The following is a 13,328-nucleotide window of genomic DNA, read 5'->3' as shown; positions in this document are numbered from 1 at the left end:
TGCAATCACTTTCTATTTGGCATCTCTATGAACGTCGTCATCCTCGCAGCCGGCATGGGCAAGCGCATGCAATCCGCGCTGCCGAAAGTTTTACATCCTCTGGCGGGCAAGCCGTTGTTGCAGCATGTGCTGGACACGGCGCGGAGCCTGTCCGCCAGCCGATTATGCGTGATCTACGGTCACGGCGGCGCAGCCGTGCAGGCGCTGCTTGCCAAACAGCCCGAACAGGTCGCCACCGCGCTGCAGGAGCAGCAGCTGGGCACCGGCCACGCCGTGATCCAGGCGCTGCCCGAGCTGGACGACAACGTCCCTACCCTGATCCTGTACGGCGACGTGCCGCTGACCACCACCGCTTCGCTGCAGGCGCTGGTGACGGCCGCCGGCAACGACAAGCTCGGTATTCTGACTGTCGAACAGGATGATCCTACCGGTTTGGGAAGAATTGTTCGTGAGAATGGCCACATTGTGCGCATAGTCGAGCAAAAAGACGCCAGCGAGGCCGAGCGCGCCATCAAGGAAATCAACAGCGGCATTATGGTCGCGCCGACGCCGCTGCTGAAAAAATGGCTGGGCGCGATCAGGAACGAAAACGCCCAGGGCGAGTACTACCTGACCGACATCGTCGCGCTGGCCGTGGCCGATGGCGTGCCGGTGGTGTCCGCGCAGCCGTCGGCGCAGTGGGAAGTGGCCGGCGTCAACAGCAAGGTGCAGCTGGCCGAGCTGGAGCGCATCCACCAGCGCAATATCGCCAACCGCCTGCTGGAACAGGGCGTCACGCTGCTGGACCCGGCGCGCATCGACGTCCGTGGCGAGCTGGTGTGCGGCCGCGACGTCACCATCGACGTCGGCTGCGTGTTCGAAGGCAAGGTCGAACTCGGCGACGGCGTGCATGTGGCCGCCCACAACGTCATCGTCAACGCCCGCATCCTGGCCGGTGCGCAGATCAAGCCGTTCTGCCATATCGAGGAAGCGGTGGTCGGCGAAGCGTCGCTGATCGGCCCGTATGCCCGCCTGCGTCCCGGCACCGTGCTGGCCGAGGATGTGCATGTGGGTAACTTCGTCGAAATCAAAAACGGCCAGGTCGCCGCGCACAGCAAGGCCAATCACCTGGCCTATATCGGCGACGCGACGATCGGCTCGCGCGTCAACATCGGCGCCGGCGTCATCACCTGCAACTACGATGGCGCCAACAAATCGCGCACCGTCATCGAAGACGACGCCTTCATCGGCAGCGACAGCCAGCTGGTGGCCCCGGTCACCGTCGGCAAGGGCGCGACCCTGGGCGCCGGCACCACGCTGACCAAGGATGCGCCGGCCGGCAAGCTGACGGTATCGCGTCCGCGCCAGGTGACGATCGAAAACTGGACCCGCCCGGTCAAGGTCAAAAAATAAGCGGAATCAACCTGATGCAGCCAAGCGGCGCCTGTGGGCGCCGTTTTTTATTGTGGATAACATTGTGAGTAAGGCCTGGGCAAGCGCGGGAAAACAGGTGGGCAAGTACACCATTTACTCGCAAGCGAGGTATACCAGGCTTGCCTCTCGGCCGCAGAGCCTGCCGGCAGCCCTGTTTTTCAGCAAATGTGCATAACTTTGTGGGTAAGCGCCTGAGCAAGTGCTGGATAAGATGCGGATAAGTGCCGGATAACTTTTTTCAAGGCAAAACGGCTGTGCATAAAGCTGTGGGAAAGCGTGGAATATCCCGAGGGTAACCATGGGATAAGTCCACGCCACCGCTTATTTGATCAGATGGCGGAGGTCCCGCCGTCGACATACAACTCCACCCCATTCACGAAGCTGGAATCGTCCGACGCCAGGAACAGCGCAACCGTCGCAATTACCTCCGGCTGCCCCATCTCGCCGCGCGATATCGCCCGCCACGCCGACGTCGGGCTGGCCACGCTGCTACGCCATTTCCCGACGCGGGAATCCTTGTCCGATGCCTTGTTGCGCGAGAACCTGAACGCGTTGACGCAAAAGGCGCGCGACCTCGAAGCGTCCAATCCGCCGGATGAGGCGCTGGTGTCCTGGTTTCGCGAAGGGGTGGCGTTTGTGCGGAGCTACAGCGGCGTTGTTGCCTTGATGGCGAGCGCCCACGAAGATCCGGAATCCGCGTTGTACGCTTCCTGTTCAGCGGTGCGCGAATCGGGCGCGCGGCTGCTGAGTCGTGCCCAGGCCGCATTCGCGCCACGTGGGGATTATCTCTTGGCGCTGATGACGAGCGCCATCCTGACAAAATAATGTGGATAAGCCTGTGACTAACCATGTGAAAACCTCATGGATAAGCACGTGCATAAGCTGAGGAAAAGCCCTGTATAAGCCTCTGGACAGGCTGTATTTATCCTTGGGATAAGCCTGTATAACTTTGTTCACAACGCGATGCGGGTCTCGAATTTGCTGCGGAAAGTGGAGAAGTAAGCCTTCACATTCCGCACATTGGCATGGCTGGCGAACAGGCGGTGCGCCAGCGCGTTGTACGCCGGCATGTCGGCCACCTGCACCACCAGCACAAAATCCGGCCCGGGCGCCACGCGATAGCATTGCAGCACCGCCGCCTCGGCGGCCACCAGCGCTTCAAACTCCGTCATGCGTTCGGCGGCCTGGATATCCAGCGAGATTTCCACCAGCGCCGTCAGGCTGGGCCCGACTTTTTCCGGCGCCACGATGGCAACCTGGCGCTGAATCACGCCAGATTCCCGCAATTGCTTGACCCGCCGCAAACAAGTCGGCGGCGAGACGTGCACGGCGGCCGCCAACTCGGCGTTGGTTTGAGACGCATCAACTTGCAGCGCATTGAGAATGCGACGATCTATTTCATCCATAAGGCTTTGGCGAAAGAATATTTCATTGAGTAGGGATGATGAAATTTTATGCCAAATATAGTCATAATTAGAAAGCTTATTTCATCAACGCTGCTCTACGATGCATTCCTGACTTAACAGAAGAGGTTCTTATGTGCGGCATCGTCGGCGCGGTAGCGCAACGCAATATCACCCCCATCCTGCTCGAAGGCCTGAAACGCCTGGAATACCGTGGTTACGATTCCTGCGGCGTCGCCCTGCACGTCGATGGCCAGTTGCAGCGTTCGCGCAGCACCTCGCGCGTGGCCGACCTGGAGCTGCAGATCGAGGAAGCGCACCTGAAAGGCTTCACCGGCATCGCCCACACCCGCTGGGCCACGCACGGCGCGCCGGCCTCGCACAACGCCCACCCGCACTTTTCGCCGTCGGCCGACCTGGCGCGCATCGCGCTGGTCCACAACGGCATCATTGAAAACCACGACGAGCTGCGCGCCGAACTGACCGCGCTCGGCTACGTCTTCCAGAGCCAGACCGACACCGAAGTGATCGCCCACCTGGTCGACCACATGTACAACGGCGACCTGTTCGACACCGTACAGCAGGCCGTCAAGCGCCTGACCGGCGCCTACGCCATCGCCGTGTTCCACCGCGAGGAACCGCACCGCGTGGTCGCCGCGCGCCAGGGTTCGCCGCTGATCGTCGGCGTCGGCCAGGGGGAAAACTTCGTTGCCTCGGACGCCATGGCGCTGGCCGGCACCACCGACCAGATCATCTACCTGGAAGAAGGCGACGTGGTCGACCTGCAACTGGGCCGCGTCTGGATCGTCGACGCCAACGGCAAGCCGGCGCAGCGCGACGTCAAAACCGTGCAGGCGCACACCGGCGCGGCCGAGCTGGGCCCGTACCGCCACTACATGCAGAAGGAAATCTTCGAACAGCCGCGCGTCATCGGCGACACGCTGGAAGGCGTCACCGGCATCATGCCCGAGCTGTTCGGCGACGGCGCCTACAGCGTCTTCAAGCAGATCGACCGCGTGCTGATCCTGGCCTGCGGCACCAGCTACTACTCGGGCCTGACCGCCAAGTACTGGATCGAATCGGTGGCCAAGATCCCGGTCAACGTTGAAATCGCCAGCGAATACCGCTACCGCGACAGCGTGCCGAATCCGAACACGCTGGTGGTCACCATCTCGCAAAGCGGCGAAACGGCCGACACGCTGGCCGCGCTCAAGCATGCGCGCAGCCTGGGCATGGAACACACGCTGACCATCTGCAACGTCGCCACCAGCGCCATGGTGCGTGAATGCAAACTGGCCTACATCACCCGCGCCGGCGTGGAAGTGGGCGTGGCCTCGACCAAGGCCTTCACCACCCAGCTGGCCGCGCTGTTCCTGCTGACCCTGTCGCTGGCCCAAGTCAACGGCCGCCTGAGCGACGCCGAGGAAGCCGAACACCTGAAAGCCATGCGCCACCTGCCGGTCGCGATCGCCTCGGTGCTGGCGCTGGAACCGCTGATCATCGCCTGGGCCGAAGACTTCGCCCGCAAGGAAAACGCCCTGTTCCTCGGCCGCGGCATGCACTACCCGATCGCGCTGGAAGGCGCGCTGAAGCTCAAAGAAATTTCCTACATCCACGCCGAAGCCTATCCTGCAGGCGAACTGAAGCACGGCCCACTGGCGCTGGTGACCGAGGAAATGCCGGTGGTGACGGTCGCGCCGAACGACGCGCTGATCGAGAAGCTGAAATCCAACATGCAGGAAGTGCGCGCGCGTGGCGGCCAGCTGTATGTCTTCGCCGACGTCGACTCGCGCATCACCCCGGGCGAAGGCGTCCACGTGATCCGCCTGCCGGAACACTACGGCCTGCTGTCACCGATCCTGCACGTGGTCTCGCTGCAATTGCTGGCCTACCACACGGCCGTGGCGCGCGGCACGGATGTGGATAAACCACGCAATTTGGCAAAATCCGTGACGGTGGAATAGATTAGAAGTTCACTAGCTGCTGTGATCGTAAAAATAAAGGCTGTATCGGTAAAACAAATTCTGTATCGCCGCTCGGGGTTTATTTTATCTAAGGCAACACGGCCCCCCAAATAGGACGGCTGCGGTACGCAGACATGGTCGCAATTCATCGACGGGGGGCCTGCCAGCCTCTTTCCTGATCGTGCCCGTGGACTCTAAAGCCTGACCTCTCACCCCGGAAAAGTTTGAAATATTTGCTGTTCAGATTTTCACCGCCTTGATGGTATGTGGCGAGCAGCAGAACAAACGCAAGACGGATCGTGAGTACTTGTTCGCTAGACATCAGAGGGGCAGACCCATTGTCAGCCTTGTCCCAGATCCTTCTTTCGTCCACTCATCAGGTGTATCCATAGATACACCTGAGAGATGTGTCTTCGCCAAGCTATGGCGCCACACGGACAAGTCACAGTAGAGTAAAATTCCATGTTACATATAGCACATTGAGAGTTTGAAATGAGTATTGGGCGAAGCGGACGCGTCGTGATCGAAATAGATCCACTTTTGAAGCGGGAGCTTCATGCAGTCTTAGCCAAAAATGGTATGACGATGAAGGATTGGTTCGTGAAATCGGCCATGAATTGCATCAAATCTGGTGCGCTTGAGATGGATGCTGAAGAAGAATTATCCGCCGTGGTCGGGGAAATTCGGCAGGGACGCCAATATGCTTGATGTATGCATGGAACGCCAGCTCACCGTGGAAAATTCGATGCCGGGTTCAACCGAATCTATCGAAAAGTTTAGTAAAAAAGGGAAGGTCATTACTCGTACAATAGTATTGAGAAATGGGCAGGAAAGGAATTCATCTGTAACGGTTCGTGGATCCATTAAGGATATTGCGGATCTATCCGATGCATTCGACGTAGCATGGCTGAGATCGCTATCTTTACCGAAAACTGAAGTAGTCGAGTCCAGCACCTTAAGAGTCGCAGATCTGTTTAGCGGATGCGGCGGGCTGTCAATTGGACTTAGAGAAGCTTGTCGTGCTCTTGGTATACCTGTTGAATTTGTTTTTGCAAGTGATATTAACGAGACGGCTCTGGACGTATATCGTCAAAACTTTTCCCCATTATTTTCCGCCGCAGAACCCCTAGAACTATTACTGGATGGTAAAGTAGGTTCCAAGCGAACCTCGTCAGAAATAGCGTTTATAAAAAAGCTCGGAAAAGTCGACTTCGTGATCGCTGGACCTCCCTGTCAAGGTCATTCAGATCTTAATAATCACACACGCCGGGCAGATCCAAAAAACCAACTAGTATTGCGAGTTGCGAGATTCGCTGAGCTTTTTCGTCCGAAGCATATTTTAATTGAAAACGTGCAAGGAATTCGACACGATAAGCTTGGATCTTTAGGCGAAGCTATAAAAATATTAGAAAAATTAGGCTATTCCATGAGTGATGGAGTTTTGAGCGCAGAAATGTTCGGCGCTGCTCAAGCTCGAAAGAGATTTTTCCTAGTTGCAAGCTTATCTGAGCTCCATACATTGGAGACTATTCCGACATTCGGTTCTAAGCGGCCTCGTACATTAGGTTGGGCAATTGATGATTTACGGTCATTACAATCCTCGCAAATCTTCGACAGTTCCGCATCACATTCTCAAGTAAATAGGAAAAGAATCGATTTCTTGTTTGATAATAATTTATATGAATTGCCCAATTCTGAGCGCCCCCCTTGTCATAGAGACAAAAGTCATTCATATACGGGTGTATATGGTCGTATGCATTGGGATCGTCCTGCACCCACGATTACGACTGGGTTTGGGTCTACGGGACAGGGGCGATTTGTGCATCCATTAGAACGGCGAACATTAACCCCTCATGAAGCTGCGCGGGTACAGTTTTTCCCGGACTTCTTTGATTTTGGTGATTTAGGCAGAAGACAATATCAAGAATTGATCGGAAATGCGGTGCCATCAAAACTAGCATATGCAATTGTGTTGAATCAATTAAGGTAAGATAGATATATGCAAGCAGTTAGTTTATTTTCAGGTATTGGTGGTATTGAGTACGGGCTTGAGCGAAGCGGGATTCAGTCTAAGTTTTTTTGTGAGATTGATCCACTTGCTCAAGCTATTTTGCGAAGACGCTTCCCCAATGCATCGTTTCACGACGACATCACAACGATTAAGAAATTACCACAAGCCGATATCATTACAGCAGGCTTTCCGTGCCAAGACTTAAGTCAAGCAGGTGGAAAGAAAGGGCTTGAAGGCGGTAGGTCCGGACTAGTAAAAAAATTACTTACCCTCATCGAGGAAAAAGCTCTCGGTAAGCGCCCTCCTTGGATTCTTATCGAAAATGTACCGTATATGCTTCGATTGGATAGCGGTAAAGCAATGAGATTTGTTACGGGGGAGCTTTCCCGATTGGGTTATCGATGGGCATATCGCGTCGTGGATGCTAGATCTTTTGGGTTACCTCAGCGCAGGCCGCGTGTCGTTCTTCTCGCTTCTTTGGAAGAACAGCCTCAGGATGTCTTATTTGATAATAATTTTGTAGAACCTGATATTGATGGAAAACCGAACAATGTTGATGGGGCTTCCGCTTTTGGGTTTTATTGGACTGAGGGAAAACGTGGAGTGGGCTGGGCGCGCGAAGGAGTTCCACCAATAAAATGTGGTTCGACTCTGGGAATAGCTTCCCCTCCAGCTGTTTGGTTTCCTCAAAAAGAATTTTTTGGAACAATCGGCCTTGGAGATGCAGAGCGTCTTCAAGGATTCCCCGAAGGATGGACGGATTTTTCTCTTGATGGTATTGATGCGCGACAAAGTTATCGGTGGAGACTAATAGGAAACGCGGTCTCTACCAATTTGTCGACTTGGGTGGGACAAAAGCTACAAGGAAAAATAGAAAAGGTGGCCTTTGAATTCAGTACGTTGAATCCAAATGGGGCTTGGCCTGATGCTGCTTTTGGAAATGAGTCAGGTTTATTTAAAGCGAAAGTTAGTCGCTGGGCCAGTAACAGTGAGCAGGAATTGCTGTCTTCATTTCTCAAAACCGATCTAAAACCTCTTTCTCAGCGAGCGACCCTTGGATTTTTAGGACGAGCATTGGAATGTACTAATGTTGTTTATTCAAAAATTTTTCTTGGCGACCTTAAAAAGCATGCAGAGGCGATGGCGTAACAAAGGAGCGGAATCTTAATGATTGAAATTATTAACGAGCTTTTTCGTGAACTGCTTACAGAATATTCTGGCGGCATTTCCAATACAAGCACAAAAAAATATCAAAAAATTAAGCAGAAGATTGCTGAAGCTTTGCCAATGGATGCTGAGCATATTTACGCGACAGGATCATCAAAGCGGATTAGCAATTTGGATACCAGATTGCCTCAGGGAAATCAACGAGGGCAAAACGCACCATTAGCGGTCGTTTTTCTCCAGCAAGATGTGCGCCCAGATGAAACAGCGGAACACGCTTTGGAACGTATTGGTAACTCTTTTTCTGCGACATGTGACAAGTTCGTCTCTGGCGAGGAAAGAGGGACGACTTTCGATGGAATTTTAAGTTTTGTTCAGTTTGACAATGAGACTGAATTACGTCCACTTCGCTTTATCCATATTCCTAACTGTAATTACGCGTCAAAATTAGAAAGCCTATTTCCTGGTGTAAGCGTCAAGGAAATTCCTCGCCAGAGCTTAATTTCCGCAGCGCCTGGAACCTCGCCGGCTATCCAAATAACTTTGCAAGATAGCGTTATACACGCAAAAAACCTGATAGCCGACTGTAGGACAGCATTATTGCGCGCGCGAATGCGATTAAGTGACGGCTTGCTTGAGAGGTTTATAACATCTCTTCTGACGAAACGGTTCGTAGTACTCGCGGGCCTGTCTGGAAGCGGAAAAACCCAGCTGGCGTTGGCTTTTGGCAAATGGTTAGAAGAGGTTGAGGGCCAAGTAGAGGTGGTCGCCGTAGGCGCGGATTGGACCAGTAATGAAAACATTGTTGGCTATCGTGATGCTTTGGATCCAGGTAAGTACCGGCGCCCAACAAACGGCTCCCTGGATCTTCTGTTAAGAGCATATAAGGATCCAAGCCGGCCGTACTTCTTGATTTTGGATGAAATGAATTTATCCCATGTCGAGCGCTATTTCTCCGATGTGCTTTCCTCTCTGGAATCTGGACATCCGCTTGCGTTACATGGCGCTGACGCAGAAATAGAGGGAGTTCCACCTCGACTGCAGTTGCCCCAGAATGTGTTCATCATTGGCACTGTTAACGTCGACGAAACCACATATATGTTTTCGCCGAAAGTTTTAGATCGTGCAAACGTGATTGAATTTCGAATGACTTCGGCAGACCTAAAGCAATTCTTGGTAGCACCGCAACCATTAGATTTAGAGGTATTAGAGGGCATGGGACTTGCGTACGGCCCCCATTTTGTTCGATGGGCAGAAGCTGGGTCTGTTGGTCAAGCTGAAAATTCAGAAGCCAATACTTCTGCTGTAGCATCAGCCTTGTCTGATATCTTTGATTTGCTCTCTATTAATGGTTCAGAATTTGGGTATCGCACTGCACTTGAAATTGCCAAATTTGTGCGAATTCAATCTGAACTTTTAGGAGAGGATTGGGATTTGCTGAAGGCACTAGATGCTCAGATTCTTCAACGGATAATGCCAAAACTACATGGTTCTGAACGGCGACTAAGGCCTGTTTTGAATAGTTTAGAGGCGTACGTATCTAAAGAAAGCTACACGCTAAGCCAAGAAAAAATCGAACGCATGCAAAGCCGTTTAAAAGATGGCTTTGCTAGTTTTTTAGATTAAGACACATGATTTCGATCGATGTTCCAATCGCTAATGAAGCCGGCATCGCTTTGGGGGCATTACGGCTCTTTGCTCCCAGCGATTCTGATGACGCAATTTTTAGAATTGATCCTGCTGAAGCAACGATTTACGCCGAAGAGGAAATTCAGATATTTGAGGCTACTCGCTATGAATACGAGATAGATCCTCCTTCCCTTAGAGCGTTATCGCTCGCAGGAGTGGGGGCATTTCGTCCAAGCGCCAACCCTCGTCAAAAAAATTGTGGAACTTTGGACCTCAAGGCTTATGTAGGTAGATTGGCCATCCAATTTATAAATGAGGATGGGCAAGTAGTTGGAAGTTCCGCAATTGAGGTGCGTTCGCGCAAGCTCGGTTATCGCGAAGATCTTCGTATAATGATCGAGGAGATAACTGAACATGCAGTAGAGTTAGCATTTGAATTGAGAGCGCCAACGACTTTGCGGGCGCTTCCAGATCCAACGAATGATTCGCAGGTCGCATATCAACAATTCGCTTTCCTAAATGGTCTCTTAGGAAGAAAATCTTTCAAAGATGCCATTCAGCTTGTGCTTAGTCGCCCTCACGAACGAATTGACTCACAGCTAATTCAAAAGGATATCAGGCGAGGTTTTCGTCCAAATGGTAAAAACCTTTTAGAGATCGCCCGTGGGGGGAATAGGTTTCCGGTACCTTCAGGTCACCCTTTAGCTGCAAGAGCTAGTACGCTGCCTTCATCGATAACTGTAGCGTCATCGGGGCGTACCAGAGATGTGCCAGAGAATCGATTTGTTCGATTTGCTCTACTAACATTTTCTTCATTTCTTAGCAATCTTTTAGAGGCAGTTTCCAAACTTAACCGAAGCGAGCATGCACGATTGATAGCAGACTGCCGTTCATTAGTATGTTCTCTAAAAAATATATTAGATCACAAAACACTGAGTGGATTGTCAGTTTTAGACAGTATTCCTTTAAGTAGCTCAGTACTTCAGCAAAAATCCGGATATCGAGAAATTCTACAGGCCTGGCTGAATTTTGATTTAGCAGCTAAATTATTTTGGGAAGCTGGCTCCGATGCCTATGAATTAGGGCGCAGGGATGTTGCGAAATTATATGAGTACTGGGCTTTTTTTAAACTGTTTAAGATTTTCTCTGAAAAATTTCCTCAATCACCTTTGGCGTTATCGACATTGATTGAGAAAACTAAAGATAAATTGGGACTGAAACTTAAAGCTGGAAGAAATTTAAGTTTTTTTGGAAAAGCTCATGTCGGATCAGTTCAAATTAATGCTAGATTCGATTATAACCGAACGTTTAAACGGAATTTTTCGGTCGCTGATGCGGGTTCTTGGACCGAGCAAATGCGTCCGGACTATACAATATCGTTTTGGTTAGGTAGTTACGAGGAAAAAGAGGCGGAGGCGCTGGGCAAAATCTCGCATATCCATTTTGATGCTAAATATCGCATCGAGACTTTGCAACAAATATTCGGTGATGTTGATAGCGATATCCAAACGCTTGTAAGTGAAACTGATGATTTCAACGAGACCGCCGAACAAACGAGCCATAAGAGAGATGATTTATTAAAAATGCATGCCTATCGTGATGCTATTCGAAGAAGTTATGGTGCTTACATACTATATCCCGGTTCGACAGGAAAGTCCTGGACTGAGTTCCATGAAATTTTGCCCGGCGTGGGTGCGTTTGTGATGAGGCCTGGAGTAGTGGATAACGCAGTATCGAAGTTTTTTGATGACATTATGAGTCACGTTGCCTCTGGTTCAATAAGGGCGGAGGTGGCCGAACATTTAGCAGGCAAGTATGTTGGTGTCAAAAGTACGGCTTCAGGATAATTGCTAATTTGCGTTGATTCTGACCCAGTGGCTCAGATTTCCGTGCAAATCAATAGAAGGCCTCGCTGTACATGAGCGTGCTGACTCGCACTGACATGGCGTGGATACTCGCCCCCAACCGACTCGATTTGCTCAAGTCAAATTCGGGCGGCGAGAGTATGTCCTTAGGGGAATGGAAAGCAGTCGACGCCGACGATAGGGGCGCCTGAACAATATACACGCCAATATGGGATGCGATGTCAGGCCCAAGCAGCCTCCGTAAGTTGACGGCTACGGAAAATGAGATCCAGGAACGCCGGAGATTTCAACTTAGCTAGCAGGCGGAAATGTCAAAAAAGCCTTGAGATGTTGTCTTTATGGAACTTGAATTTTGATAGGTATTTCGCTTTCCATTGGTGCCTCGCAATTGCCAACCAGCAACAATCCTTGAGTTTTTAAAAATTTGCTAGCAGATTGGACGACTTTCACAACGTGCACAGGCATCATCGAGCTCCCGTAACAGCAAAGGAGCAAAAATGCATCCCCCCTTAACGATTAAGGATGTCGTACGCGCCATCAAACCATTGGCCAGAATCCCACGCCCTGACGGCGACAATGAGGGAGACTGCATAAATTCCGATTCCATTATGCGAGCTCTCAGCCAGAAACACCGTGAGCAGGTCATCCGTGCCGAGGAGGTGCTGCACGAATACACGCGCCAGTTGGATGGCCAGCCCAACCGTAGAGCAGTCAACACGTTGACGCGCAATGGTTTTTCCAGCTTCTTGAATGAAGACCAGTATGAGCCAGACCGTATTGTTGGACGCACTACTGTGGAAGATTGGGAAATTGATATCTCTGATCCGTCGAACGAACCAGACGACGATTAGTCAAAGACTGAACTGCCTCGGTCAGGCGGCACGCGTACCCAGCGAATTTCAAAATTAAGCGTGCTGCCCTCTTTCTCTTCCCGCACCAGTCGCTCACACAAAGTCTTTAAACCACTGAATCTGAGGGCGGGCATTATCCCCGCCTCGTGTGCATCCTTTTCCATCACCTCCCATATTGCCATCGCAGCTACGATACCCTTATCCCATGCAATTTTCTCACCGTGTGCGTTTACAGGTCGTAACTTGCAGAACAGTTCCACGGCCTTCACACTGTCCTCGCGCTTTTTGGCACGGCTTTTGTGACTCAGATAAGATTGGTGCATCTTTTTCGTTAGCTCGGGTAAATGCTTAGTAATGCCTCTCGACCCTTCGCGCATGCCTACCATGAAAGAAGTGTCGTTCAGGTACGAATACGCCTGTTCCACATTTCCGGCGTCATACGCTTTCCGAGCGTCAATCAACAACCCCAGCATGCCGTATGTGGCAAGCACGGACTCCGGCGCGCCGATTCCTGTCTCTGCAACTCTATTTACCAAACTTGTGGTATCCGCATCCCACACCCATGCGTAGATTTGCAGGCAGATATCCTCGCCTGCGCTGGAAAATTTCTCGATGACTGGCATGATTTCTTTGGCCGCGTAGGAGCGCGTCTCACGCCGCATCTCAGCTTTCGTAGCCGCTAATGGTGGCGCCTCCAATGCTTTCGCCAACTCAGGAATTTGTTCACTCAATGCGTCGACGTAGTAGTCCAGTACCCGCGATTTTAAGCGATTGAATTCGTTCTCAAAGCCACGAGTCGCCCGAACTCCCTCTGCAAATAGATACGGGATGTTGGTATAAGTAGGCCTGATCTCTGCCTGGACGAACTCGGTAACTTCTTTAACGTCACGCTCGACCTGAGCCAAATGCTCGGTGAAAGAAAATGGTCTTAAGGGAGATCGCAGGGCTGCCGCAATTTGATATATCAACTTCCTCAAAACTTCTGCCTGCTCTGCTCGGTCTTTTTCGTTCACGGCGGCTCCTTCTAA

Annotated in this window: 11 protein-coding genes and 1 pseudogene; 9 read left to right on the top strand and 3 right to left on the bottom strand. The window is 51.7% G+C overall.

All coding sequences use genetic code 11. From position 1 onward, the window contains the following. The first annotated feature begins 27 nt into the window (after nucleotides 1-27). Nucleotides 28-1,392 carry a bifunctional UDP-N-acetylglucosamine diphosphorylase/glucosamine-1-phosphate N-acetyltransferase GlmU gene (glmU, locus tag GJ695_RS07585; protein WP_154363479.1) on the top strand — a complete coding sequence of 455 codons (1,365 nt, stop codon included), beginning with the start codon at nucleotides 28-30 and terminating at the stop codon, nucleotides 1,390-1,392. A gap of 350 nt (nucleotides 1,393-1,742) precedes the next feature. Here the strand turns inward: glmU and GJ695_RS07580 are convergent. Beyond that, nucleotides 1,743-1,868: pseudogene (locus tag GJ695_RS07580) on the bottom strand (SDR family oxidoreductase); the annotation flags it as partial. Between GJ695_RS07580 and GJ695_RS07575 the strand changes: the two are divergent. After that, complete coding sequence (locus GJ695_RS07575) at nucleotides 1,834-2,238, top strand: TetR/AcrR family transcriptional regulator (RefSeq protein WP_166455033.1); 405 nt, start codon at nucleotides 1,834-1,836, stop codon at nucleotides 2,236-2,238. The pseudogene GJ695_RS07580 and the gene GJ695_RS07575 sit on opposite strands and share 35 nt — an antisense overlap. 128 nt (nucleotides 2,239-2,366) lie before the next feature. Here GJ695_RS07575 and GJ695_RS07570 read toward each other — a convergent pair whose 3' ends face one another. Further along, nucleotides 2,367-2,819, bottom strand: coding sequence for an Lrp/AsnC family transcriptional regulator (locus tag GJ695_RS07570; protein ID WP_154363477.1), 453 nt, complete (start codon nucleotides 2,817-2,819; stop codon nucleotides 2,367-2,369). A gap of 131 nt (nucleotides 2,820-2,950) precedes the next feature. Between GJ695_RS07570 and glmS the strand changes: the two genes are divergently transcribed. The 7 genes from glmS (at nucleotide 2,951) to GJ695_RS07535 (ending at nucleotide 12,300) form a co-directional block, all read left to right on the top strand. Then, nucleotides 2,951-4,780 carry a glutamine--fructose-6-phosphate transaminase (isomerizing) gene (gene glmS / locus GJ695_RS07565; RefSeq protein WP_154363475.1) on the top strand — a complete coding sequence of 610 codons (1,830 nt, stop codon included), beginning with the start codon at nucleotides 2,951-2,953 and terminating at the stop codon, nucleotides 4,778-4,780. Between the two features lie 519 nt (nucleotides 4,781-5,299). After that, nucleotides 5,300-5,488 carry a hypothetical protein gene (locus GJ695_RS07560; RefSeq protein WP_166455006.1) on the top strand — a complete coding sequence of 63 codons (189 nt, stop codon included), beginning with the start codon at nucleotides 5,300-5,302 and terminating at the stop codon, nucleotides 5,486-5,488. 7 nt (nucleotides 5,489-5,495) lie between these two features. Further along, nucleotides 5,496-6,770 carry a DNA cytosine methyltransferase gene (locus GJ695_RS07555; RefSeq protein ID WP_154363469.1) on the top strand — a complete coding sequence of 425 codons (1,275 nt, stop codon included), beginning with the start codon at nucleotides 5,496-5,498 and terminating at the stop codon, nucleotides 6,768-6,770. 9 nt (nucleotides 6,771-6,779) lie between these two features. Further along, nucleotides 6,780-7,940, top strand: coding sequence for a DNA cytosine methyltransferase (locus GJ695_RS07550; protein ID WP_154363468.1), 1,161 nt, complete (start codon nucleotides 6,780-6,782; stop codon nucleotides 7,938-7,940). Nucleotides 7,941-7,958: 18 nt separating this feature from the next. Beyond that, nucleotides 7,959-9,581, top strand: a complete 1,623-nt coding sequence (locus GJ695_RS07545) for an McrB family protein (protein ID WP_154363466.1) — start codon at nucleotides 7,959-7,961, stop codon at nucleotides 9,579-9,581. A 5-nt stretch (nucleotides 9,582-9,586) separates the two neighbouring features. Next, entirely contained in the window at nucleotides 9,587-11,431 is a 1,845-nt protein-coding gene (locus tag GJ695_RS07540; RefSeq protein WP_154363464.1) for a DUF2357 domain-containing protein, read from the top strand. A 515-nt stretch (nucleotides 11,432-11,946) separates the two neighbouring features. Further along, entirely contained in the window at nucleotides 11,947-12,300 is a 354-nt protein-coding gene (locus GJ695_RS07535) for a hypothetical protein (protein WP_154363462.1), read from the top strand. Here the strand turns inward: GJ695_RS07535 and GJ695_RS07530 are convergent. Further along, the gene (locus GJ695_RS07530) at nucleotides 12,297-13,313 is read right to left on the bottom strand and encodes a hypothetical protein (RefSeq protein ID WP_154363460.1); all 1,017 of its coding nucleotides are present in this window, start codon (nucleotides 13,311-13,313) and stop codon (nucleotides 12,297-12,299) included. The genes GJ695_RS07535 and GJ695_RS07530 overlap by 4 nt on opposite strands. Between the last annotated feature and the right edge of the window lie 15 nt (nucleotides 13,314-13,328).

Source organism: Duganella alba, assembly GCF_009674495.1.
GTDB classification, from domain to species: Bacteria; Pseudomonadota; Gammaproteobacteria; order Burkholderiales; family Burkholderiaceae_D; genus Rugamonas; species Rugamonas alba.
Note: the sequence above shows the minus strand (reverse complement) of the source record. Positions and strands in the feature narration are given on the sequence as shown.

Bases quoted from the DNA above. Each gene is read 5' to 3' on its own strand.
- GJ695_RS07545 (WP_154363466.1), top strand. From the start codon at position 7,959: ATGATTGAAATTATTAACGAGCTTTTTCGTGAACTGCTTACAGAATAT.
- glmS (WP_154363475.1), top strand. From the start codon at position 2,951: ATGTGCGGCATCGTCGGCGCGGTAGCGCAACGCAATATCACCCCCATC.
- GJ695_RS07570 (WP_154363477.1), bottom strand. From the start codon at position 2,819: ATGGATGAAATAGATCGTCGCATTCTCAATGCGCTGCAAGTTGATGCG.
- GJ695_RS07535 (WP_154363462.1), top strand. From the start codon at position 11,947: ATGCATCCCCCCTTAACGATTAAGGATGTCGTACGCGCCATCAAACCA.
- GJ695_RS07550 (WP_154363468.1), top strand. From the start codon at position 6,780: ATGCAAGCAGTTAGTTTATTTTCAGGTATTGGTGGTATTGAGTACGGG.
- GJ695_RS07555 (WP_154363469.1), top strand. From the start codon at position 5,496: ATGGAACGCCAGCTCACCGTGGAAAATTCGATGCCGGGTTCAACCGAA.
- glmU (WP_154363479.1), top strand. From the start codon at position 28: ATGAACGTCGTCATCCTCGCAGCCGGCATGGGCAAGCGCATGCAATCC.
- GJ695_RS07540 (WP_154363464.1), top strand. From the start codon at position 9,587: ATGATTTCGATCGATGTTCCAATCGCTAATGAAGCCGGCATCGCTTTG.